Below are 22,198 nucleotides of genomic sequence, written 5' to 3' on the forward strand. Positions count from 1 at the left end.
AACCCGACATGGCGGAGGCCGGAGACATCCTGATCGACGGCCTCCCGGCCACCGTGGCGGACCTCGCCCACGTGGCCCTGGTCAACTACGGCGCCTACACGTCGTTTCGGGTCGAGGGCGGCGGGGCAAGGGGCCTGGACCTGCACCTGGAGCGGCTGGAGGCCTCGGCGCTGGAGCTGTTCGGCGAGGCGGTCGGCGAGGCGCGGCTGCGCGACCTGATGCGGGCCGCCGTGGGCCATCGGAGCGAGTGCTGGCTGCGCGTCAGCCTGTTCGCGCCCGAGCTGTCGCCGCGCACGCCCGGCTGGTCGGGGCGGCCGAGGGTGATGACCGCCGCGTTTCCACCGCCGTCGCCGCTGGGCGAGGGCGTGCGGCTGCAGACCCGGACCTATGCGCGGGAAGAGGCGCATCTGAAGCATGTGGCGACGTTCGGCCTGATCCGGGCGCGGCGCGCGGCGAAGGCGGCGGGGTTCGACGACGCCCTGTTCGTGGATGCGCAAGGCCGCGTCTCGGAGGGCAGCCTGTGGAACATCGGCTTCGTGCGGGGCCGGCAGGTGATCTGGCCCCAGGCGCCGATGCTGGCGGGCGTGGCGCAGGCGCTGGTGCAGCGGGGACTGGAGGCGGCGGGTCTGAGCGGGGCGACGGAGTCGGTCGGGCTGGCGGATCTGTCCGGGTTCGACGCGGCCTTCCTGTGCAACAGCGCCACGCCGGCCTGCGCGGTGGCCTCGATCGACGGTCACGCGTTCGGGCCGCCGCCGCTGGAGGCCCTGCGGGCGGCCTGGGCTTCACAGCCCTGTCAGCCGATCTAGGCCGTCCGTTTCGCACCTGCTAAACCGGACCAAAGGGCGGGGAGACCATCGATGCGCATCGGCCTGTACCCAGGCACATTCGATCCCGTCACCAACGGGCATATGGACATCATCGGGCGGGCCGTGAAGCTGGTCGACCGACTGGTCATCGGCGTGGCGCGCAATGACGACAAGGGCCCGCTGTTCAGCACCGACGAGCGGGTGGTCATGGTCCGCGCCGAGGTCGCCCACCTGGGCGCGAAGGTCGAGGTGCGGCCGTTCGACAGCCTGCTGATGCATTTCGCCGAATCGCTGGACGCCAACATCATCGTGCGCGGACTGCGCGCCGTCGCGGACTTCGAATACGAGTTCCAGATGACGGCGATGAACCAGCGCCTCAATGCCGACATCGAGACGGTCTTCCTGATGGCCGACCCGCGGCACCAGGCCATCGCCTCGCGGCTGGTCAAGGAGATCGCCCGGCTGGACGGTGCGATCGACAGTTTCGTCAGCCCGACGGTCGCCGCGGCGGTCCGGGCCAAGGTCAAGGGATAGTCGCCGTCTTGAAGATCGTCACCGCCGCCGCGCTTTCGCTTTCGCTGCTGGCCGCCGCCCCCGTTTTCGCCCAGACCGCCCCGGCCGAGTGGCGCACGGTCGCGCCCGAGAACCTGCTGGTCATCGACACCGTCCACGGCCGGATCCTGGTTGAGCTGGAGCCGCGCATGGCGTCGCGGTCGGTGGAGCGCATCCGCACCCTGGCCGACCAGGGCTTCTACGACGGGCTGAAATTCCACCGGGTGATCCCGAACTTCATGGCCCAGACCGGCGATCCGCAGGGCACGGGGCAGGGCGGCAGCGAGCTGCCCGACCTGGCCGGCGAGTTCGAGTTCCGGCGCGGCCGCGACGCCGGCTTCGTCCAGGTCGAGGCGGCCCCCGGCGGCCAGCTGGGCCTCATCGGCTCCGTGCCGGTGATCACCCAGCCCGACGCCCAGATGATGATCACCGCCGACTTCAAGACGGGCGCCCAAGGGCTGTTCTGCCCCGGTGTCGCCGGCATGGCGCGCGCCAATTCGCCGGACAGCGCCAACAGCCAGTTCTTCCTCATGACCGGCCCGAAGGACGATCTGAACGGGCGCTATACGCCGTTCGGCCGGGTGGTGGTCGGGATGGAGGTCGTCCGCGCCCTCAAGGCCGGCTCGGAGGCGGACAACGGAGCCGTGACCGATCCCGACCTGATGACCCGCGCGCGCACCGCCGCGGCCCTGCCCGCGAACGAGCGGCCGACCGTGCGTGTCGCCACGGGGGCCGCCCTGCAGCGCGAGGTGATGCGGGTCAGGGACCAACGCGGCGCCGCCTTCAACATCTGCGACGTGCAGCCGCCCGCCGAGGTCGTCGGGGGCTGAACCTGCCGTTCTGAATTCCTGGGGAGGATGCCATGAAGTCGATTTCCGCCGCCGCGCTGTTCGCCGCCGCCCTGCTGGCTGCGCCCGCCATGGCCCAGGAGGCCGGCGGACCGCCGCCGCCCGCGCCGACGCCGGAGACGACCATCGCCGCCACCGAATGGCGCGCCGTTCCGGCCGAGAACCTGCTGGTCATCGACACGACGAAGGGGCGCATCCTGCTGGAGCTGTTTCCCGAGGTCGCGCCGCTGCACGTCGAGCGGATCAAGCTGCTGGCCCGGCGCGGCTTCTACGACGATGTCTCCTGGCACCGGGTCATCGACTGGTTCATGGCCCAGACCGGCGATCCGCTGGGCAATGGCGAGGGCCAGAGCCCCTATCCCGACCTGAAGGCCGAGTTCACCTTCCGCCGCGACCCGACCATGCCGTTCGCCGCCGTGGCCGAGCCGACCGGCGCGCGGGTCGGCTTCTTCCATTCCCTGCCGGTCCAGACCCAGCCGGATTCCGCCTTCGCCCAGACGGGGGACGGCAAGGTGCACGGCTGGGGCCTTTACTGCCCGGGCGTCGCCGGCATGGCCCGCGACGAGGGCAATGACACGGCCAACAGCCAGTTCTTCATCATGCGCCAGGCCTATCCGGCCCTGGACAAGCGCTACAGCATCTGGGGTATGACGGTGGCGGGACTCGACGTGGTCCGGTCGCTGCAGGTCGGCGACGGCGAGAACGGCATGATGGCCGCGGCCCAGCCCGACCGCATGACGCGCGTCCGGGTCGCCGCGGACATTCCCGAGGCTGAACGTCCCGTGGTCCAGATGCTGGCCGCCGACTCGGCGCGCTTCCGCGCTATCGTCGACGAAACCCGCGCGGCCCGCGGGGCCGATTTCTCGGTCTGCGACGTCGCCGTCCCGGTTCAGGTTCTGTAATCATGGAGGAAACAGCATGCGCCGCCTGACCAAATCCGCCGGAGCCCTGCTGGTCGCCTGCATGGCTTGTGGCTGCACCAGCCTTCCCTGGAGCCGGGACCGGGGCCTGCCGCCCTGCACGCCGAGCTCGCTCTCGACGGATGTTTGCGACACGGCCCGTCTCCCCTCCGGAATCGAGTATCCGAAACCCCAGGAGGAGAGGCGTCCTCCCGCCTAGACCTTCGCGGAGGGCGATCAGGCGGGCGTTTGCACGCTCCCGTTATTCCCCGGGCTCCGCCCCCGTCGCCGGCGTCGCCGCGGCCGGCGGTCCTCGCGCATCCGCTGCAGCAGCAGGCCCTCGCGCAGGCCGCGGTCGGCGACCCTGACGCGTTCCGAGGGCCAGGCGCGCTGCACCGCCTCCATGATCGCCGCCCCGGCCAGCACCAGGTCGGCGCGGTCGGGCCCGATGCAGGACTCGGCCGCGCGGCCATCCGGACCCAGGTGAATCAGGCGCTCGGCGGCCTTCTCGCAGTCGCCGCGCGTCATCCACAGGCCGTCCACGAGGTTGCGCTGGTAGCGGCGCAGGCCGAGATGGATGCCGGCGAGGCTGGTGATCGCCCCCGAGGTGCCGACCAGATGAGCCCGGCCGCCGGCGAAAACCTCGCGCAGGGCGGGATCGACCGGCGACTGCGACAGGGCCTCGCCCATGTCGGCGACCATGGCCTCGTACCAGGGGCCCAGCGATGCGGCCGCCTTGCTTTCCGGTTCGGGATGACGTTCGGCCAGGGTGACCACCCCGATCGGCGCCGACATCCAGCCTTCCAGCGCGAAGCCGCTGTCGGTCCGCCTGAGCCAGCTGAGCTCCGTGGAGCCGCCGCCGACGTCGACCACCAGCACCGCCTCGGCGGACTGGTCGAACAGGTTCAGGCAGCCTTCGACCGAAAGCCGGGCCTCCTCGACGGGGTCTATGATGCGCAGCCTCAGGCCGGTGCCTTCGCGGACCCGCTCGATGAAGGCGGCGCCGTTATCCGCCTGACGACAGGCCTGGGTGGCGACGGCCATCAGGCGGGCGGAGTCCACGCCCTTCCTGGCGACCCGCTCGCCGCACAGGACGAGCGCGTCGTAGGCGCGCTCCATGGCCGCGTCATCGAGCCGGCCGGTGCGCGACAGGCCCTCGCCGAGACGCACGATGCGGCTGAAGGAATCGACCACCCGAAAGCCGTCCCGCGCCGGGCGCGCGATCAGCAGGCGGCAATTGTTGGTCCCCAGATCGAGCGCCCCGTACAGGGGCGGCTCCCGACCTGAAACGCCGGATCCGTCGGAGGCGCCGCCCCGGGCGCGCTGGCCGCCGGACCCGGAACGCTGGGACCGCTGGACGCCCCCGCGGGCGTCGTCGGTCTCCGGCATGGGCCGAACTTTCAAGGTGGGCGGTCCGAAGCGGCGCCCGTCCCGACCAACCTAGCCCCGCCTTCGCGTCCGCGCCAAGGACGGTGACGCGAAAATGAACGGCGCGGCGGGCATGCGGCTCAGGTTCAGGCGGGCATGCTCCGGCCATGACTGATGAAATCGTCGCCAAATTCGGCCTCGGGCAGATCGTCCGCCACCGCGAAGCCGCCTTCCGCGGCGTGGTGATCGACGTCGACCCGGTGTTCGCGGGCAAGCCGGGAGACACCGGCGTGATCTCGCCCGACCAGCCCTTCTACCAGGTGCTGGCGCTGGGCGCGGAGGGTGGTTTCGTCGCCTATGCGCCGGAAGACGCGCTGGAACACGATCCCGAGCTGGCCACGGTGACGCGCGAGGCCGAGTCCCGCTGGTTCACGGTCGACGCCCGCGGCCGTCACGCCCCCAAGACCCACGCCATCCATTGACGCCGGGTGCTGGCGCGCCCCGTGCGCCGCGCCTAGATTGGCGCTAAGGACCGCCAGAGTCCGAGGAGCAGGAGCGCCCCATGTCCGATTTCGAGCACGTCTTCGAAGCGCCGCCCGAAGGGGCCGCGGCGGACTGGACCATCCCGCAGAACTGGGCTGCGTACACCGAGGTCGAGCACCAGACCTGGGACACCCTGTACGCCCGCCAGATGAAGATCCTGCCGGGCCGGGCCGCCGACGTGTTCCTCAAGGGGCTGACGGCGCTGGACCTGAACACCGGCGGCATCCCCGATTTCGAGACCATGAACCCCAAGCTGCAGGCCCTGACCGGGTGGACGGTGGTCTGCGTGCCGGGGCTGGTGCCGGACGAGGTGTTCTTCGACCATCTGGCCAACCGGCGCTTCCCCTCGGGCCAGTTCATCCGCAAGCCGGACCAGCTGGACTACCTGCAGGAGCCAGACATCTTCCACGACGTGTTCGGCCATGTGCCGATGCTGACCGACCCCGACTTCGCCGCCTATATGGAGGCCTACGGCAAGGGCGGGCAGCGGGCGGCCTCGCTGGGCATGCTGCAGAACCTGGCGCGGCTGTACTGGTACACGGTCGAGTTCGGCCTGATGCAGGATACGGAGGGGCTGAGAATCTACGGGGCCGGCATCGTCTCGTCGGCGACGGAGAGCGTCTTCGCCCTGGAGGACCCGTCGCCGAACCGCCTGGGCTTCGACCTGGAACGGGTGATGCGGACCCTCTACCGGATCGACGACTTCCAGCAGGTCTATTTCGTCATCGACAGCATCGATCAGCTGAAGCGCGAGACGCTGCAGGACTTCGGGCCGATCTATGCGCGGCTGAAGGGGGCGGAAGACATCGCCATCGACGCCATCCTGCCCGGTGACCGCGTCTTCTCCCGCGGCACCCAGGCCTATGCGGCGCGAGGCGGACGGTTCGCGGCCTGATCAGTCGGCGTGGACGATCAGGCTGTTGCGGCCGGTGTCGCGCATGCGGACGTAGGTCAGCAACGATACGCCGATCAGGGCGGTGACGTACCAGAAGAAGGCGCTTTCCATGCCTTCGTCCTTGAACCACAGGGCGGCGTATTCGGCCGTGCCGCCGAACAGGGCGTTGGCGACCGCATAGGGCAGGGCGACGCCCAGGGCCCGGATATGGGCCGGGAACAGCTCGGCCTTCACCACGGCGTTGATCGAGGTGTAGCCGCTGACGATGACCAGCGCCGCCATGGCCAGCAGGAAGGCGATGAGCGGGCTGTCGACGCCTGACAGGGCGGTCATGATCGGCACGGTGAACAGCACGCCCAGCACGCCGAAGGCGATCATCACCGGCCGCCGGCCGATCCGGTCGGACAAGGCCCCGACGGCCGGCTGGATCAGCATGAAGACCAGCAGGGCGGCGGCGCTGATCTCGGTCGCCGTGGCCTTGCTGAAGCCGGTCGTGTTGACGAGGAATTTCTGCAGGTAGGTGGTGTAGGTGTAGAAGGCGACGGTGCCGCCGGCGGTCAGGCCGAGCACCATCAGCGCCTCCTTCGGGTGTTTGAGGATCAGCAGCAGGGCGCTGGATTTCGGCGCCTCGCTCATGTCCGTGGCGATGAAGGCCGAGGTCTCGTCGAGGCGGCGCCGGATCCAGAACACGACCACCGCCAGCCCCGCGCCGACGAAGAAGGGGATGCGCCAGCCCCAGCTCTCCAGCGCGCCCTCGCTGAGGGTGTTCTGGAGCAGGATGAGCAGGGCCAGGGCCAGCAATTGGCCGCAGATCAGGGTGACGTACTGGAAGCTCGACCAGAAGCCGCGATGCTTCGCCGTGGCCATCTCGGACAGATAGGTCGCCGACGAGCCGTATTCGCCGCCGACGCTGAGGCCCTGCAGCATGCGCGCGAGCAGCAGCAGGGCCGGGGCGGCGAGACCGATCGTGGCGTAGCCGGGCGTGCAGGCGATGATCAGGCTGCCGGCGCACATCAGGCTGACAGACAGGGTCAGACCCGCCTTGCGGCCCTTGCGATCCGAATAGACGCCCATGATCCACGCCCCGACCGGGCGCATCAGGAAGCCGACCGCGAACACGGCGGCGGCCTTGAGCAGTTCGGCCGTACTGTCGCCGCCGGGGAAGAAGACCGGGGCGAAATACAGGGTGAAGGCGGCGTAGGCGTACCAGTCGAACCACTCGACCAGATTGCCGGCCGAGCCGCCGATGATGTTCCTAAGACGCCGCGCGGGCGACATGGCGGCGTCTGTCATCGGCATCCCCCCTCAGAGGGCCGCATCATCCAGCGGTTTGCCCATCCTGACCAGCGGCACGGGCGCGCCGCCGCGGTCGTCCTCGAAGCGTTCGATCTCGCGGTAGCCGGCGGCGCGGTAGAGGGGCTCGCCGCCGAGGGTGGCGACCAGCTCGGCGCGGTCGTAGCCGGCGGCGCGTGCGGCGGTCTCGCACAGGCCGAGAATCAGGCGGCCGACCCCCTTCCGCAGGAACTCCGGCGCCGTGTACATGGCGCGGATGCGGGCGGCGTCGACGCCGGGCGTCAGCGGGGAGGGGATACGGCCAGGCGTGTGGTCGCCGCCGTATTCGGTGATCCGGGCGCTCCAGCCGCCGCAGCCGGCGAGGACGCCGTCCCGCTCCACGATGAAATAGGTGCGGTCGGCGATGATCTGGCTGTCGATGCCCATCAGCCGGCGGCTGGCGGTGATCTGGTCGGGCGTCAGGAAGGCGGCGAGCGGGCCGCTGATGGCGCGGTCCATCAGGGCGACGAGGGCGGGGATGTCCGCCTCGGTCGCGATCCGATGGGTCAGGTCCGCCATAGCTGCAGCGTCCCGGCGATGTGCACGACGGCGTAGAGTAGGACGATCGCCGAGCTGATCCAGGCGAAGGCGCCGACCGACGCTCCGGTGGCGTAGAGGGCGGGAATGTAGCCGACGGCCCTCAGCAGGTAGATGGCGCTGATGGCGGCGAGACCCAGCTTCAGCAGGGGCAGGCGCGGGATCAGGCCGGCTCCGGAGAAGGCGTAGGCCGCCCAGACGGCGAGGACGGCGGCGATGCCGAAGGTGATCAGCGCCGCCTTTGGCGAGCCCTGCTCCGCCAGCCTGACCATGCGCGGCCCGGCGCCGAAGAAGTCGTACCAGCGCGGCCCGCCGACGATGATGGCGAGATGGGCCGCGGATGCGGCGGCGCTGAGCGCGCCGGCCGCCACGAGCCACGGATTGGCGGTCACGCCCCGTCTCGCTGGAACGGATAGAAGCCGCCGCCGAGCCCGAGGATCGACGTCAATTCATCAAGCGCGCCTCGGCTCTCGTCCAGCAGGGCCGGGTCGGCCAGATCGGCGGGACTGAGGGTGTCGCGGTACCAGGCAGCCGCCCAGATCGACAGGCGGGCGTGCAGTTCGTCGGTCATCCGCATGGCGGGGTTGGTTGCGGCCAGTTCAGCCTCGGTCAGGGCGACGCGCAGGCGCAGGCAGGCGGGGCCGCCGCCGTTTCGCATCGACTGGCGGACATCGACGTATTCGACTGATCCGATGGGACCGTTGGAGGCGGTCAGGGCCTCGGCGACGGCGCGGCTGCGGGCGTTGTCGCGCGTCTCGGTGGGGCAGATCAGCGTCAGGCGGGCCTCGCCGGGGATGCGCACCAGCATCGAGTTGAAGATGTAGCTGGAGATGGCGTCGGAGAGGGGCAGGTCGGCGGCCGCGATCTCGATAAAGACCGGCTCGAAACGGCCGTCGGCGGCGCGGCGGATGGCCTCCAGCGTCCGGGCGGTGTGCTCGAAGGCCAGTTCGTGGAAGAACAGGGTGTCCAGCGCCCCGACGCAGACCACGTCGTTGTGGAAGGTCCCGCCGGCGATGGCGGCGGCGGACTGACGGGCCAGCACCACGCCCGAGGCGCCGTGACGGCGGGCGATGGCCTCGGAGGCCTCGCGCGTCTGGCGGGCCGGATACTGGCCCTGCCAGTGCTCCCAGGCTTCCCGGCCCCAGACCAGCAGGTTGACGCCGGGCTGGCCGTGATCGGCGCACAGGCGGACGTGATTGGCCGCGCCCTCGTCGGCGAGGTGGGCCACGGAGGGGAGGGCGTCGTGGACGGCGAACCGGGCGGGGTCGGGGAAGAGGGCGTCCAGCGCCCGCTTGGTCTGCTGGTGCTCCAGCGAGCGGTGCAGGTTGGTGATCAGGTTGGCGGGGGTGAAGTGGACCCGGCCGTCGGCGGCGTCGGCGCTGGGCGTCACCGTCGCGGCGTTGGCGGCCCACATCGGCGAGGCGGAACAGGCGGCGGCGGCGAAGGAGGGCGCGAACTTCCACGCCCGCTCCAGCACGGCGGCGTCGGAGCCGGTGAAGCCGAGCGAGCGCAGGAAGGGGATGTTCGGCCGCTCGTGCGGGGGCAGCACGAACTGGGGCAGGCCGAGGTCGGCCAGCCGCTTCATCTTGTCGAGGCCCTGCAGCACCGCCGCGCGCGGGTTGGAGGCCTCGCCGGCGTTGAGGCTGGAGGCGAGGTTGCCGGGCGACAGGCCCGCATAGGAGTGGGTCGGGCCGATCAGGCCGTCGGCGTTGGCTTCGACGGCGGTCGCGTTCACGAGCGCAGGCCCTTGATCTCGCTCTCGATATTCTTGACTGACTCCGCCTCGAAACTGGCCACCGGATAGGCGCAGTAGTCCGCCGCATAGTAGGCCGACGGTCGGTGATTGCCGCTGGCGCCGAGGCCGCCGAAGGGCATGTCGCCGGCGGCGCCGGTGGTCGGGCGGTTGAAATTGACCACGCCGGCGCGGATGCGGCGGACGAAGGTCCGCCAGTTCGACGGGTCGTCGCTGACCAGGCCGGCGGACAGGCCGTAGCGGGTGGCGTTGGCCTCGGCGATGGCGGCGTCGAAGCTGGCGACGCGGGTCACCGACAGGAAGGGGGCGAACATCTCCTCGTCGGGCACGGCGACGCCGGTGACGTCGATGATGGCCGGTCTGACGAAGGCCCCGGGCAGGTTGCCGACCGGGCCCGAGGCGCGGATCACTTTCGCGCCCATGGCGATGCGGTCCTGCAGCGCCTTCAGCGCCGCTTCGGCCGCCTTCACCGAGATCAGCGGTCCGGCGTAGGGCTCCGGCGTCGAGTTCCACGGGGCGAAGATCAGCCGATCAACTATTGATTCCACCGCCGCCACGATGGCGTCGCCCTGCGGACCCTCGGGCACGATCAGGCGGCGGGCGCAGGAACAGCGCTGGCCGGTGGTGATGAAGGCGGACTGGACCACGATGCCGGCCACCGCCTCGGCGTCGGCGGCGTCCCAGACGACCAGCGGATTGTTGCCGCCCAGCTCGAGGGCGAGGATGACGTGCGGATCGTCCGCGAACTTGCGCCGGAAATGCGCGCCCGCCGCGCCGGAGCCGGTGAACATCAGGGCGTCGATGCCGGCGTCGAGCAGGGCCGCGCCCGTGTCGCGCCCGCCCTGGACGACATTGATCACGCCGGCGGGCAGGTCGGCGGCGGCGAAGGCCTCGGCCATCAGCTGGCCGGTCAGGGGCGTCTCTTCCGACGGCTTGAAGACGACGGTGTCGCCCGCCAGCAGGGCCGGGACGATGTGGCCGTTGGGCAAGTGGCCGGGGAAGTTGAACGGGCCCAGCACCGCCGCGACGCCGTGCGGACGGTGGCGCAGTGTGGCGTGACCGAAGGCGGTATCAGCCGCGCGCTCGCCGGTGCGCTCGTCATAGGCCCGGATGGAGATGTCGACCTTGCCCTGCATGGCGGCGAGTTCGGTCGTCGTCTCCCACAGGGCCTTGCCGGTTTCGCGGCTGATGGCCTCGGCCATCTGCGGCGCGCGGTCCTTCAGCACCGCCTGATAGCGCTTCATCGCGTCGATGCGGTCCTGACGCGGGCGGTCGGCCCAATCGGGGAAGGCGGCGCGGGCGCGGTCGACGGCGGCCTGCACCTCGGCGGGCGAGGCGGCGGCGCCCTCCCAGACGGTTTCGCCGGTGGCGGGATCGATGGATTGGAATTTGCTCATGGGGTCCAGATAGGCGCTCACGTCTTCACCCGCACCGTGTCGCCGGACCGCACCTTCAGCGCGTCGGCGGTCTCGCGGGTCAGGGTCGCCGTATCGCCCTCGATATGGGCCCGCTGGCGAACGGCGCGGAAGTCGGCGACGCGGTCGGTGGAGATCAGGGCCGGCAGCTCGGCCTCGACCTCCTCGACGATCTGGGCGGTCAGGCGGCGGGCGTCGCGCACGGTGCGGATGTTGTCGCGGTCGCAGCAGACCGTCGGCCCGGCGTCGAAGATGTCAACCAGGCCATTGGGCCGGAAGCCCTCGCTCTCGAGCAGAGCCATGGCGGGCACGCCCTGCGGGTGCACCTTGCCGATCACCGCCCGGGCCGGCTCGGGCAGCAGCTCGACATAGATCGGATGGCGCGGGGCGAGGTCGAGAATGAACTGCTTGTCGGTCGAGCCGGTCATGCGGTCGGCGTCGTCGAACTCCATCGGGAAGAATTTGTGCGCCACATGATCCCAGAACGGACAGGCGCCGTCGGGCGTGAACACCCCGCGCAACTCGGCCAGCACCGACTCGGCGAACAGCTCGGGCTGGGCCCCGATCAGCATGTAGCGCGACTGGCTGAGCAGCCGCCCCGCGCCGCCCTTGCGCCGGTCGGCCTTGAGGAACAGCGAGCCGACCTCGGTCCATCCGCTGCATTCGTTGACCAGCACCAGGGTCTTCTGTTCCAGCTTGATGCCCAGCGACGGCGAGGACTGGGTGTTGGTCACCACCCGGAACGAGAAGAACGGGCGGTGCAGGCCGACCGCCGCCTTGACCGAGCCGACGCCGTCGACGTCGCCGGTGTCCGACTCCTCCAGCATCAGGGTGTACCAGCAGTCCTGCGGGGCCAGCTTGCCGGAAAAGCTGTCGCGGCCGAGCTCCAGCCGCTCGGCCAGCTGATCGGGATCCTCGGGCAGGCTGGTGAAGCCCGGGCCGCTGAGGATGGCCAGTTCCAGCAGGTGGTCGAGATCGGCGGGGCCGGCGGGGCGGACGACGAGCATGGGTTACATCGTCTCCAGACGTAGCGATTTCAGTTTCAGGGCGTCGATCTCGCCCGACGCGATCTTGCACAGGATCAGGGCGCTGAGCCGGGCCCGTTCGACGAAGCTGGCCGGCCAGGCGAACTCCTGATCCGAGTGGATGTCGCCGCCGAGCACCCCGAGGGTGTCGATATTGGGCAGGCCGGCCGCATGCAGGTTGTTGCCTTCGCAGACACCGCCGGAAGGCTTCCAGGCAAGGGTCTGCCCAAGCAGGGCGCCGGTCTGGCGCACCGCCTCGAACAGGGCCGACTGGGAGGCGTCCATGGGCTTCGGCGCGCGGGTCATGCCGCCGTGCAGGTCCAGCGTCAGGCCGGGGAAGGGCGGTTCGGACGCGATCTCGCGCACCGCCGTTTCAATCCAGTCCGAAGCGTCCTTGTCCGGCACGCGGACGTTGAAGCGGACCACGGCGTTGTCGGCGACGACGTTCAGCGGCCCGCCGCCGGCGATCTTCGCGACATTGACGGTGACGCCCTCGCGCCGGCCGTTGAGGCCGTGCAGGCGGGCGGCGATGATGGCCGCGCCCGCGACGGCGTTGGCGCCCTCGTCAAAGGCCCGGCCGGCGTGGGCCGCCTTGCCGGTGACGATCAGGTGGTAGTTGCCGCTGCCCTTGCGCGCGCCAGCCAGCGAGCCGTCCGGCATCGCCGGCTCATAGGTCATGCCGACATGGCCGCGCGCGCCCAGTTCGGCCAGCAGCGGGGCGGAGGCGGGCGAGCCGATCTCCTCGTCCGGCGACAGCAGCACCGTCCATCCGACGCGGCCCTTGTCGGGATGGGTCTCAAACGCCTCCAGGGCCGCCAGCATGACGCTGATCCCGCCCTTCATGTCGGCGATGCCGGGCCCGTTCAGGGCGCCGTCGGCGCGGGTGGCGACGGTCTGGAAGGCGCTGTCGGCGGGGAAGACGGTGTCGTAGTGGCCGGTCAGGACGACCTGGATCGGAGCGTCGGGGCGGGCGGTGATCTTCAGGGCGTCCGCATGCGCCTCGGTCCGTACCCGGCCGTCGTCGCCGACACTGGTCGCGCCCGCCGTGGCAAGGCGCTCGATCCGGGCGGAGAGGGGCTTGGCGGCCGTTTCCAACAGGGCCAGCACGGCGTCCAGCCCGGCGGCGTTCCGGCTGCCGGAATTGACGTTCGCCCAGTCGACCGCCCGGCCGACAATGGCCGCCTCGCGCGCCGCGACATGGTCGAGCACGGCTTGGTCGTGGGGGAGAATCCGCATGCGTGGCGACCCTAGCGGCCCGCACCGCAAAGGTGAAGGCGAGGACCGAATGTGCGTTGCGCCGCCGCCCGCGCCTTATAGGGTGCTCGGGCCAACACAGGGAGGAACTGGCATGACTGACATGGTGAGGGCGATGAACCCGACCGCTGCGATAACCAATGCAGAGCAGGCGAAGGCCGCGGCGCGCGCCAGCGCCATAGCGATCTTTCTTGGCGTGATCTGGGGGGCGATAGGGCTGGCCTGGATGATGGGCCCGGGCGCCGAGGTCATGCAGGCCGCCATGGCCGAGGCCACGGCCGAGTCGCCGGGCGCCGCCGGCATGGCGGGCGTGGCGACGAGTATGGCGATCGGCTTCGGGGCCTTCCTGCTCGTGGTTCAGCTGATCCTCGGCCTGGTCCAGTGGTTCAAGCCCAATATCGTCATTCCGATCCTGTTCACGGTCCTCGTCGTCTACGGGCTCGGCACCGGCATCTGGGGCATGGTGATGGCCAACCAGATGGGCCTCGAGGCCGCCGCCGGCCCCGCATGGCAGGTGTACGGCGGTCTCGCCGTGATGGTCGTCGAGTTGATCCTCCACATCGCCGGCATTCGCGGCGCCAGCGCGATGAACAAGTTCCGCGACGCCCAGGCCTACTGAGCGCCGGACAGACCGGAGCGAATCTGGGCCCGGCCGGACGCTGTCCGACCGGGCCCGTTTCGCTCTAGCGGTTGGGGCGCCGGTCCCCGCGACCGGTTCCCGGCTGGCGGGCCTGGCGGCGCCAGCGGATCGACAGGCTGGCGTCGCCCTGTCCGCCGAATTTCGAGCTGACGGTGAGGTTGCGCCGCACCTGCCACTCGACGTTCACGGCCGCGCCGTTCTCGCCGCCGCCGATGATCTCCAGATAGATGTCGTCGGTCAGGTAGCGCCCGCCGGCCACGGTCAGGCTGGACGCCTCGCCGCCGAACGACAGCCGGTCCAGCCCGGCCAGTTCGCGCAGATTGCCGATCACGTCGAAGCCGCCGCCGCCCGCCAGCGCGCCGACGCTCGCCGCCAGCTGGGCCGCCTCGAACGCCGACAGCTGCGACGCCGAGCGCCCGAACAGCACCTGTGACAGGATCTCGTCCTGCGGCAGGGCGGGGGTCGAGGTGAGGGTGATCTCGGGACGCGCCGCCGTGCCGGTGGCCCGGATGGTGGCGGTGAGGGCGGGATCGTCCCGTGTCGCGGTCAGGTTCAGCCGGATCAGCTCCGGCCGGGTCGACAGGGTGACCGTGCCCCGCTCGTCGAACACGAACCGTTTGCCGGCGAAGTCATAGTCGCCGCGCACGACCCGGGCGGTCCCCGTCAGGGTCGGCTGGTTGATCGTGCCGGTGACCCGCGCATTGACGCTCATCTCGACGTTCAGGCCCCGCCCGATCACCCGCACGTCGCCCCCGGGCGACCGGATAGCGATGTCGACCCCGATCTGCAGGCCGCGCGGCCGGTTCTGTTCCTCTTCCGGGATGTCGCCGCCGGGCTTGTTGATCTCGATCACGTCCATCTCGACGATGCCGCGCGAGCCGGGCGGATTGGCCTCGATCCGCGCCTCGTCTATGTCGATGCGGCCGGTCAGCTGGATCTTGCCGTCCTCCGCCCGCACGACGCTGAGCGGTCCCGAGGCCCGCGCCTCGGCGATGTCGTTGTCGATGATGCGGAAGCGGGCCAGCGTGAGTTCGACGCTGGAGCCCGAGCCCTCGCGCAAGCCGATGCGGCCGTCGCCCTCGACCGTTCCGCCAGACCCGTCGGTGGCCGAGAAGCTCTCGACGAGGGCGGTGGTGTCATCAAAGCGGCTGGCCAGGGTCACGTCCCGCAACTGCAGGCCGGTGGCGTTGTCGCGGAACCCGCCCTGCCACAGGTCGAGGCGTCCATTGATGCGTGGCGCGGCGATCGAGCCCGCGAGGGTCGCCCGCGCGTTGATGATCCCCGAGAGTGAGCGATCCCCGCCGAGGAACAGGTCCCAGACCGGCTGCACCTGGCCCTGGATGTCGATCTCGCCGGACATCGGCCGGGTGCGCACCACCGCGAGGCGCAGCGGCGCGGCCGAGGCCTCGACGGGCAGGGTGACATCCGCATTGGCCCGGACGTTGCCCTCGTCGGAGACCCGGGCCTGAACCCGCAGCGTGTTGTCGACCAGCACGGCGTTGACGACGCCGTCGATGGCCAGGCCGCTCGGCGCATCGATGCTGCGCACGTCTGCGAGCGTCAGGTTGGCCGAGCCGGACAGGTCGGCCCCCGCGCCCCGCAGCGACAGCCGACCCGTCACCCGCCCGCGCAGGTCGGGCGCCAGCGAGCCCAGTTCCACGCTCGTCAGGTTGGCCTCGATGATGGCGGCCCGGGAATCCTGGCGCAGTTCGCCGGTCAGCACGCCGCCGCCGACGCCGAGATCGACCCGGGCGACGCGGCCGTCGCCGGACAGGGCCAGCACCGCCGGATTGCGGGTGGCGAAGGCGATCTCGCGAACCCGGCCCGAGCCTTCCAGGACGACGGTCTGGGCCGTGGCCTGGCGGGAGTAGACCCCCGTGCCGTCGAAGCTCACGGGCGTGCGGCCGCCGACATCCGCCTTGAGGGTGAAGGGCAGGCGGTCCAGCGTGCCCCGGCCGTTCAGGTCGAGGGAGCGGATCACCCAGGTCGAGCCGGTCAGCCGGACGTTGCGGCCGCTGACCTCGAGGATGGCCGTGTCGTCGCCGGCCCCTTCGGTCAGCCGGATGCGGCCATCGGCCGTGCCTGAGGCGAGGAAGGCGCCCGGACGCGCCGCGAAGGTGAGGTCGGCGCTGGACGGGAAGCGGTTCGACAGGGCGATCGCCCCCTGCGCGGTCACCCCGCCGGCGTCGAGATCGACGTCAGTCAGGCGGATGCGCTGTCCGCCGAGATAGAAATTCCCGCTGGCCCGGGCCGGGCCGTAGTTTGACTGCGCCACGATCGAAATTCGTCCGTCCGACGCATCGGCGCCGCGCCGGAAGCTCAGGTCCATGGCTGCGTCGGTCAGGACCAGGGCGCCGGCGCTGACACGGCCGAAGGCGGCCTTCAGGTCGGCGCTGGGCCGGGCCAGGGTGCCGCCGACCGTTCCATTGCCCGTCATCGCGCCGTCGATTTCGACCGGACCGACGCCGAAGGGGCCGCGGGCGTTCCAGTTCATCGCCAGCCGCAGCCGGCCGTCGCCCTCGACGAAGCCGCGCGCCGCGGCGTTGCCGTGCGCGCCGCTCAGCCGCGCCGAATCGAGCACCACCCGGCCGCCGTCCAGCGCCCCGACGAGCTGAAGCCGCGGCGTCTCGCCCAGCAGGCGGTCCAGCTCGCCGACGCCGAGGGCGAAACGGCGGCCGCGGCCGTCGAACGTCACCTGCCACGGCGCGCCGCTGCGTGGCATGGAGGCGGCGAGGGTTCCGCCGAACGCGCCCGCGGCGCCCTTGCGCAGCCGCGAGGCGTCGGTGACCTCGGCGCGGCCGCGGAAGCCGAGGCCGCCCAGCAGATTGCGCCCGCCCGTGCCGGTGACCTTCAGGCCCTGTCCCTCGGCGTCCAGCCGCTCGAGCAGGTACGAGCCGTCGGCGAGGCGCGCGGCTTCGAACTGGAGCCGTGGCCCGGATCCGAGCAGGCCGCCGATGATCCCCGCCGGCGAGCCGCCCGCCGCCCGCAGGTCTCCGTCGATGTCGTAACGGCCGGCCCTGGCCCGGACGTTCACCGGCCCGCGGATGCGCTGCGCCCGGTAGCTCGACAGCTCCGCGCCGAGCACGTCGATGGAGCCTTGCAGGCTCCATGTCCTGGCGTCGCCCCGGAACAGCGCCGACCAGGCCGCGCCGTCGCCGAGCGGGCGGCCGGCGAGCCGCGTCAGGGACGGCGTCGAGACCCGGACGCGGACGCCCTGCGGCACGGTGCGGTCGCTGATCCGGATCAGGCCGCTGGCGCTGGAGTTGAGGTTGTCGGAGATCAGCCGCCAGCCGACGCCCTGGAGGCCGTCGTCATTGCGGTCCGGGGCCGTCGCCAGGGCGAAGCGGGCGGTGCGGCCGATGCGGCGCACGAAGGGGTCCAGCAGGTCGGAGCCCGAGAAGTCGACGTAGCCGGAAATCCGGGTCTGCTCCGGTCCGTAGCGGCCAGTGATCCTAAGGGGGGTGAATTCCCCGGTCCGGACCAGCGCCTCGATCACCTCGCCATTGACCACGGCGGTGGCGAGGAAGGGCTGGTCGGGCGAATAGCCGAGCGCGCCGGCGATGGGCCCGCCTCGCGCCTCCTCGGCCCGCAGGTTCAGTCGGGCGTCGGCGATGTCCTCGCCCATCGCGCCGGTCAGGCGCAAGAAGTCGCCAGGCCGGCTGTTGCTGTCGGCGTTGATGGTGACGCGCTTCAGGCCCTTGCGCGGGACCAGCGCCTCGCCGGCCAGCTTCCACCGGCCGTATTCCTTGCTGAAGCCCTCCAGCAATTCGACATCCGCGGCGAAGCGGTCGATGTCGACCGACAGCGGCTGGGGGCCGGGCGGCTCGGTCGTCGGTTCGACCAACGGCCGGCGGATCAGGCGGATCACCTCGGCCTCGACCTCGGTGGCGTGGAAGCGCCGCGTGATCAGGGGCCACCAGTCCCAGTCGACCCGCACCCGGCGCGCTTCCAGCCAGACTCCGTCGGCGTCGGTCACCGTCACCCGGTCGATGGTGAAGTCGTCGAACAGGTCGCCGCGCACGCCCTCGACGTTGATCCGCCCGTAGCGGCCCAGCTTCTTGCCGGCCACGAAGCTGGTCACAAGCGACCGTCCGGAGTCGGACAGCAGATACATCCGGCCGCCGACGAGGGTGACGAGCAGCAGCGCCGCCAGGATCGCCGCGGCCATGCCGCCGAAGAAGGCGAGGGCCTGCAGCCGCGTACGCTTCTTGCGCGCCTTCACCGCGGGCGTCTCGGGCGCGTCTGAGGGGGGCGGCGTTTGGGTCAAAACGCCTGTCCGATGCTGACGTAGACCTGGAAGTCGGCGTCACCCTCGCGCTTGTCGAGGGGGAAGGCGATGTCCGCGCGGATGGGGCCGAACGGCAGCTTGTAGCGCACGCCGAAGCCGGCGCCGTAGCGCATGTTGCTGAAGTCGGGGGCCGGGTCGAAGCCGACCGAGCCCGCGTCGACGAAGACCACGCCCTGGAAGTTGCGGAATACGTCGCGCCGCACCTCGGCCGAAAACTCGAACAGGCTCAGCCCGCCGCGGGGGGTGTTGTCGGGCAGGCGGGGCGCAACGCCCTGGTATTCGTAGCCGCGCACCGATCCGCCCCCGCCGGAATAGAACAGGCGGTCCGAAGGCACGGTCAGTTCCTCGCCGCCGACGATCGAACCGAGCCGGACCCGGCCGGCCAGCACGGTCCTGGCGTTGTCCTGGATCGGCAGATAGGCGGTGACCTGCGCTTCCGTGCGCAGGAACACGGTGGCGCCCTCGCCGGCCACCGCGGTCGGCTGGGCCGAGGCCGTCAGCCGCCAGCCCGTCGTCGGATCGAGCGGATCGTTGGAATGGTCCAGATAGGCGCCGCCCCGGCCGGTCAGGATGACGAGGTCGCGCTCGATATTGATCGGCAGCTGGGTGACCGGGTCGAACCGGTTCTCGTCATACTTGCCGGCGTCGAGGCCGAGGCCATAGCTGAACCACGAGGCTTTGCCGAGGCGCTGCTGCAGGTCGGCGGCGACGGCCACGGCGGTGCGTCGGTAGGCGTCGGTGTCTTCGTTCAACAGGGCGGCCGACAGCTTCAGCGTCCGGCCCGGCCTGCGCCAGTGGGGCAGGCGCAGATCGACGCCCAGACGGCTATCGACGTCGGCGAGGCGCGCCTGCCAGATCAGGGTGTCCGCGCGCCCGAATCGGTTGTGATAGGTCCACAGCCCCTCGATCGCCGACCCTCCGGTCGCTGACGTCGCGCGCCCGGCCGTCACCGTCGCCTGCGACGTCGAAATGGTGACGCCGGCTTCCTGTATCCACCGCGGCCGGTCGGTCAGGGTCACGATGATCGGACGGTTGCCGTCGGCGTTGGTCTGGGCGGCGGGAGCGAGGGCGACGCCGACCCCGTCGTAGACCCCCGTCTCGAGCAGCCGGCGCTCGAGTTCGGCGACGTCTTCGGGGTCGTAGACCTCGCCTTCCGACCACGGCGCAAGCCCCGCCACCCAGTTAGGATTGGTGGGACCGCGCGTCTCGAGCCGCACCCCGTCAAGACGGACCAGGGGCCCGGCCACGATGTTGTAGGTCGGCTGCACGGTCAGGGTGGCGTGATCGACGACGACGCGTCGGGGATCGGCGTGGGCGTCGGCGTGGCCGCGCCGGTTCAGCCCGGCCACGAGCCGCCCCTCGCCGGAGATGACGTCGACGGCTCGCCCCGGATCCCCCGCCTTCAGACCGATGTCGCCGCGGACCTGCTCCTGCAGGGTCGGCTCGGGCGGGGGCTCGACCCAGTTGACGATCGGTTCGGTCAGGGCGAAGCGGGGGCCGGGCGTGACATTGACGATGGCGACCGGCGTCTCCTCGCCTTCGACGACGTCCTCAAGCACCGGCTGGTAGTAGCCTTCCGAGCGCAGCAGGGCCTCGGCGGCCTCCATCGCTCCCCGCGCACGCCGGCGGGCCTCGAAGCGGTTGGAGGGCGGGCCGTCGACCTCGCCGACAGCGCGTTCGATCTGCGCCCGCAGCTCGGCGTCCATCTCGCCGCGCACCTGGGCGCGCGGGTCGGCGGCGGCCGTCGAAGCCAGCAGCGCGAACCCCGCCACGCTGGAAAGAAACAGGGCGGGCCTCGGCGTCAAACTGGAACCTTCGTCAGCGGGCTTCGTCAGCGGGCGGGCGCCCTGTGGTTGGCGGACGGCGGGCGGGGTCGCATCCGCCGGCGGCGCAAATTAGGCGCCGCCCTGCTGGTCAGTAGAACAGGGTCTCGCTGTCAGGCTGGACCGATTCCTCGGAGGTGCGCTTCTCGGCCGGAAGGGTGTCGCTGGGCGGCGCGTCGGTGGCGCTGGGCGCCGCCACGGGCGCCTGCACTTCCTCCACGGCGGCGGCGACGGGCTCCTCCATCGGCGCGTCCAGCACTTCAGGCTCGGCCGGGCGCGGATCGTCGCACGCGCTCAGGGTGACCGCGCCGGCGATGGCGACAAGGGCGAAAAGACGTTTCATCTGGCAGCTCCCCGGGTCGGCGTTCCAACGCGCGACGGTATAGGCTGTTCCATAGCCAAGTTAGCGCCCGCGGTCATCCAGGCGGCAACCAATCCTTTTCCAATTCGCGCGAAGGTGGCGGACTGGAGGGCCTTCAATGACGGCGACCGCCTACGCCATGGTTTCGCAGGTGCGATATCGTGAACTCAAGACACGGATTGCGCTCGCGGCCTTCATCGGCGCCACCGCCTGGGTTGTAACCCCGACGGCCTGGCCGCTGATCTGGTTCGCGGCTGTTCTGGCGACCCAGGCGCTCGACTGGGCGGTGTTCACCCGCTTTCGGCGGAACCCCGAATGGAGTCCGGACCGCGCCTACGTCGCCCTGACCTGCGTCACGACGGTCATCGGCGTCGTCGTCTATGCCGGAATCACCGCCTACATGTGGTTCCAGGGCGGGGACGTCGGCCGGATCTTCGCCATGGTCCAGTGCGCCGGCGGGCTGCTCCACGTCAGCCTGCACATGCATCACGTGCGGCCCATACTGATTTCGGCGGTCGCCTCTCACGCCACCTATTTCCTCGGCCTGCCGATCTTCGGGGCGGTGGCCACAGGGCGCTGGCACGAACTGCTGATCGCCATCGGCTGCATGCTCTACATGAGCCATCTCGTGGTCGCCGTGCGCCAGAGCTCGATGACCACGACCGCGCTCAAGTCCGCCCGCGACGCCGAGCAGCGCGCGCGCCAGAAGGCCGAGGTGGCCAGCGCCGCCAAGTCCGACTTCCTCGCGGTCGTCAGCCACGAGATTCGCACGCCGATGAACGCGGTCATCTCGGCCGCCAACCTGCTGCGGCGGACCCGGCTCGACACCCGCCAGCGAGAGCATGTCTCGATGCTGATCGACGCGGGCGACGTCTTGATGGGCCTGCTCAACGACGTGCTGGACTTTTCCAAGATCGAGGCCGGCAAGATGGAGCTGGAAAGCGCCGACATGGTCGTGCGCGAACGGCTGGCGACGCTCGGCCGCCTGTGGGAGCCCCGGGCCATGGCCAATGGCGTGCGCCTGTCGCTGCGCGTCTCGCCCGACGTGCCCGAGGCGGTCCGAACCGATCCGCTCCGCTTCCAGCAGATCCTGTTCAACCTGCTCTCCAATGCGGTGAAATTCACCCAGGACGGCGAGATCGTCGTCGCCGTGGACTGGGACGGCGTCCGCCTGTCGGTGGCTGTCTCGGACACCGGCTGCGGCATCCCCGCCGGAAGGCTGGCCCAGGTGTTCAACAGCTTCGAGCAGGCCGATGTCGGCACCACCCGCCGCCATGGCGGCACCGGTCTCGGCCTGTCGATCAGCCGCAAGCTGGCCGAAATCATGGGCGGCGACCTGACCGTGTCGAGCGTCGAGGGGCAGGGCTCGACCTTCACCCTGTCGCTGCCGATGCAGGCCGTCGAGGGCGAGGCCGCCCGCCCCGAGCGCCAGATCGAGGTGGCGGGGTCGCTGCAGGGCCGCTCCATCCTCGCGGCGGACGACCACGAGGTGAACCGGCGCATCCTGACCCTGCTGCTGGAGCCGCACGGCTGCCGACTGACGCTGGTGGAGAACGGCGCCGAGGCGCTGGAGGCGGCGTCGCGGGAGCCGTTCGACGCCATCCTGATGGACATGCAGATGCCGGTGATGGACGGGCTGGAGGCGACGCGGCGCATCCGTCAGGGCGTGGTCAACGGCGGCACCCCGGTGATCGCCCTGACCGCCAACGCCCTGGATGTCCACCGGGCGGCCTGGGATGCGGCGGGCGTCCACGCCTTCCTGACCAAGCCCATCGACCCCGTCATGCTGGCCGGGACGCTCGCCGAAGCCTGCGCCGCCGAGCGCCGGAAATCCCCCGACGCGGCCGTGGCCTGAGGCG

The 22,198-nt window shown here is 70.9% G+C and carries 19 protein-coding genes; 8 read left to right on the plus strand and 11 right to left on the minus strand.

The genetic code is table 11. The features are described from left to right. The first annotated feature begins 8 nt into the window (after positions 1 to 8). From VEA98_RS06970 to VEA98_RS06985, 4 genes are read left to right on the plus strand one after another with little or no spacing between them, the layout of a single operon-like run. Entirely contained in the window at positions 9 to 806 is a 798-nt protein-coding gene (locus VEA98_RS06970; RefSeq protein ID WP_324812218.1) for an aminotransferase class IV, read from the plus strand. Positions 807 to 857: 51 nt separating this feature from the next. Next, a complete protein-coding gene (gene coaD, locus VEA98_RS06975) occupies positions 858 to 1,340 on the plus strand; it encodes a pantetheine-phosphate adenylyltransferase (protein ID WP_324812220.1) in 483 nt (160 codons plus the stop codon). A gap of 8 nt (positions 1,341 to 1,348) precedes the next feature. Then, a complete protein-coding gene (locus VEA98_RS06980; RefSeq protein WP_324812222.1) occupies positions 1,349 to 2,188 on the plus strand; it encodes a peptidylprolyl isomerase in 840 nt (279 codons plus the stop codon). 32 nt (positions 2,189 to 2,220) lie between these two features. Then, the gene (locus tag VEA98_RS06985; protein WP_324812224.1) at positions 2,221 to 3,108 is read left to right on the plus strand and encodes a peptidylprolyl isomerase; all 888 of its coding nucleotides are present in this window, start codon (positions 2,221 to 2,223) and stop codon (positions 3,106 to 3,108) included. 234 nt (positions 3,109 to 3,342) lie between these two features. On the opposite strand, the gene VEA98_RS06990 is transcribed toward VEA98_RS06985, so the two are convergent. Next, complete coding sequence (locus VEA98_RS06990) at positions 3,343 to 4,494, minus strand: Ppx/GppA phosphatase family protein (RefSeq protein ID WP_324812227.1); 1,152 nt, start codon at positions 4,492 to 4,494, stop codon at positions 3,343 to 3,345. Positions 4,495 to 4,640: 146 nt separating this feature from the next. Here VEA98_RS06990 and hspQ point away from each other — a divergent pair, with 146 nt between their 5' ends. Together hspQ and phhA are read left to right on the plus strand one after the other, a co-directional pair. After that, positions 4,641 to 4,955 (plus strand): heat shock protein HspQ, encoded by a 315-nt coding sequence (gene hspQ, locus VEA98_RS06995; RefSeq protein WP_324812229.1) that lies wholly within the window; start codon positions 4,641 to 4,643, stop codon positions 4,953 to 4,955. A gap of 80 nt (positions 4,956 to 5,035) precedes the next feature. Next, the gene (gene phhA / locus VEA98_RS07000) at positions 5,036 to 5,911 is read left to right on the plus strand and encodes a phenylalanine 4-monooxygenase (protein WP_324812231.1); all 876 of its coding nucleotides are present in this window, start codon (positions 5,036 to 5,038) and stop codon (positions 5,909 to 5,911) included. On the opposite strand, the gene VEA98_RS07005 is transcribed toward phhA, so the two are convergent. The 7 genes from VEA98_RS07005 to VEA98_RS07035 are packed head-to-tail and all read right to left on the minus strand — an operon-like array spanning position 5,912 to position 13,209. Next, positions 5,912 to 7,204, minus strand: a complete 1,293-nt coding sequence (locus tag VEA98_RS07005; protein WP_324812234.1) for an MFS transporter — start codon at positions 7,202 to 7,204, stop codon at positions 5,912 to 5,914. Between the two features lie 12 nt (positions 7,205 to 7,216). After that, positions 7,217 to 7,762: a GNAT family N-acetyltransferase gene (locus tag VEA98_RS07010; RefSeq protein ID WP_324812236.1), complete on the minus strand. Its 546-nt coding sequence runs from the start codon at positions 7,760 to 7,762 to the stop codon at positions 7,217 to 7,219. After that, the gene (locus tag VEA98_RS07015; protein WP_324812239.1) at positions 7,750 to 8,172 is read right to left on the minus strand and encodes a hypothetical protein; all 423 of its coding nucleotides are present in this window, start codon (positions 8,170 to 8,172) and stop codon (positions 7,750 to 7,752) included. The genes VEA98_RS07010 and VEA98_RS07015 overlap by 13 nt, the downstream gene beginning before the upstream one ends. Continuing rightward, positions 8,169 to 9,515, minus strand: a complete 1,347-nt coding sequence (gene astB, locus VEA98_RS07020; protein ID WP_324812242.1) for an N-succinylarginine dihydrolase — start codon at positions 9,513 to 9,515, stop codon at positions 8,169 to 8,171. The genes VEA98_RS07015 and astB overlap by 4 nt, the downstream gene beginning before the upstream one ends. Further along, entirely contained in the window at positions 9,512 to 10,930 is a 1,419-nt protein-coding gene (gene astD / locus VEA98_RS07025) for a succinylglutamate-semialdehyde dehydrogenase (protein ID WP_324812245.1), read from the minus strand. The genes astB and astD overlap by 4 nt, the downstream gene beginning before the upstream one ends. A gap of 17 nt (positions 10,931 to 10,947) precedes the next feature. Next, positions 10,948 to 11,955, minus strand: coding sequence for an arginine N-succinyltransferase (locus VEA98_RS07030; protein ID WP_324812247.1), 1,008 nt, complete (start codon positions 11,953 to 11,955; stop codon positions 10,948 to 10,950). A gap of 3 nt (positions 11,956 to 11,958) precedes the next feature. Next, positions 11,959 to 13,209: a hydrolase gene (locus VEA98_RS07035; protein ID WP_324812249.1), complete on the minus strand. Its 1,251-nt coding sequence runs from the start codon at positions 13,207 to 13,209 to the stop codon at positions 11,959 to 11,961. A gap of 112 nt (positions 13,210 to 13,321) precedes the next feature. On the opposite strand from VEA98_RS07035, the gene VEA98_RS07040 reads away from it, so the two are divergent. After that, positions 13,322 to 13,846, plus strand: a complete 525-nt coding sequence (locus VEA98_RS07040; protein WP_324812252.1) for a hypothetical protein — start codon at positions 13,322 to 13,324, stop codon at positions 13,844 to 13,846. A gap of 64 nt (positions 13,847 to 13,910) precedes the next feature. Here the strand turns inward: VEA98_RS07040 and VEA98_RS07045 are convergent, their stop codons facing one another. The 3 genes from VEA98_RS07045 to VEA98_RS07055 form a co-directional block, all read right to left on the minus strand. Next, positions 13,911 to 18,134: a translocation/assembly module TamB domain-containing protein gene (locus tag VEA98_RS07045; RefSeq protein WP_324812254.1), complete on the minus strand. Its 4,224-nt coding sequence runs from the start codon at positions 18,132 to 18,134 to the stop codon at positions 13,911 to 13,913. Continuing rightward, positions 18,131 to 19,927, minus strand: coding sequence for an autotransporter assembly complex family protein (locus VEA98_RS07050; RefSeq protein ID WP_324812256.1), 1,797 nt, complete (start codon positions 19,925 to 19,927; stop codon positions 18,131 to 18,133). Before VEA98_RS07050 ends, VEA98_RS07045 begins: the two co-directional genes overlap by 4 nt. Before the next feature lie 142 nt (positions 19,928 to 20,069). Further along, positions 20,070 to 20,321, minus strand: a complete 252-nt coding sequence (locus VEA98_RS07055; RefSeq protein ID WP_324812259.1) for a hypothetical protein — start codon at positions 20,319 to 20,321, stop codon at positions 20,070 to 20,072. Positions 20,322 to 20,457: 136 nt separating this feature from the next. Between VEA98_RS07055 and VEA98_RS07060 the strand changes: the two genes are divergently transcribed. Next, positions 20,458 to 22,194: an ATP-binding protein gene (locus VEA98_RS07060; protein ID WP_324812261.1), complete on the plus strand. Its 1,737-nt coding sequence runs from the start codon at positions 20,458 to 20,460 to the stop codon at positions 22,192 to 22,194. The last annotated feature ends 4 nt before the right edge of the window (positions 22,195 to 22,198 follow it).

It is taken from the genome of Brevundimonas sp. (genome assembly GCF_035627055.1).
In the GTDB taxonomy this organism is placed as follows: Bacteria; Pseudomonadota; Alphaproteobacteria; order Caulobacterales; family Caulobacteraceae; genus Brevundimonas.

Coding starts and splice junctions, on each gene's coding strand:
- VEA98_RS06970 (WP_324812218.1), top strand. CDS start 9: ATGGCGGAGGCCGGAGACATCCTGATCGACGGCCTCCCGGCCACCGTG.
- coaD (WP_324812220.1), top strand. CDS start 858: ATGCGCATCGGCCTGTACCCAGGCACATTCGATCCCGTCACCAACGGG.
- VEA98_RS06985 (WP_324812224.1), top strand. CDS start 2,221: ATGAAGTCGATTTCCGCCGCCGCGCTGTTCGCCGCCGCCCTGCTGGCT.
- VEA98_RS06990 (WP_324812227.1), bottom strand. CDS start 4,494: ATGCCGGAGACCGACGACGCCCGCGGGGGCGTCCAGCGGTCCCAGCGT.
- hspQ (WP_324812229.1), top strand. CDS start 4,641: ATGACTGATGAAATCGTCGCCAAATTCGGCCTCGGGCAGATCGTCCGC.
- phhA (WP_324812231.1), top strand. CDS start 5,036: ATGTCCGATTTCGAGCACGTCTTCGAAGCGCCGCCCGAAGGGGCCGCG.
- VEA98_RS07005 (WP_324812234.1), bottom strand. CDS start 7,204: ATGACAGACGCCGCCATGTCGCCCGCGCGGCGTCTTAGGAACATCATC.
- VEA98_RS07010 (WP_324812236.1), bottom strand. CDS start 7,762: ATGGCGGACCTGACCCATCGGATCGCGACCGAGGCGGACATCCCCGCC.
- astD (WP_324812245.1), bottom strand. CDS start 10,930: ATGAGCAAATTCCAATCCATCGATCCCGCCACCGGCGAAACCGTCTGG.
- VEA98_RS07030 (WP_324812247.1), bottom strand. CDS start 11,955: ATGCTCGTCGTCCGCCCCGCCGGCCCCGCCGATCTCGACCACCTGCTG.
- VEA98_RS07035 (WP_324812249.1), bottom strand. CDS start 13,209: ATGCGGATTCTCCCCCACGACCAAGCCGTGCTCGACCATGTCGCGGCG.
- VEA98_RS07040 (WP_324812252.1), top strand. CDS start 13,322: ATGACTGACATGGTGAGGGCGATGAACCCGACCGCTGCGATAACCAAT.
- VEA98_RS07055 (WP_324812259.1), bottom strand. CDS start 20,321: ATGAAACGTCTTTTCGCCCTTGTCGCCATCGCCGGCGCGGTCACCCTG.
- VEA98_RS07060 (WP_324812261.1), top strand. CDS start 20,458: ATGACGGCGACCGCCTACGCCATGGTTTCGCAGGTGCGATATCGTGAA.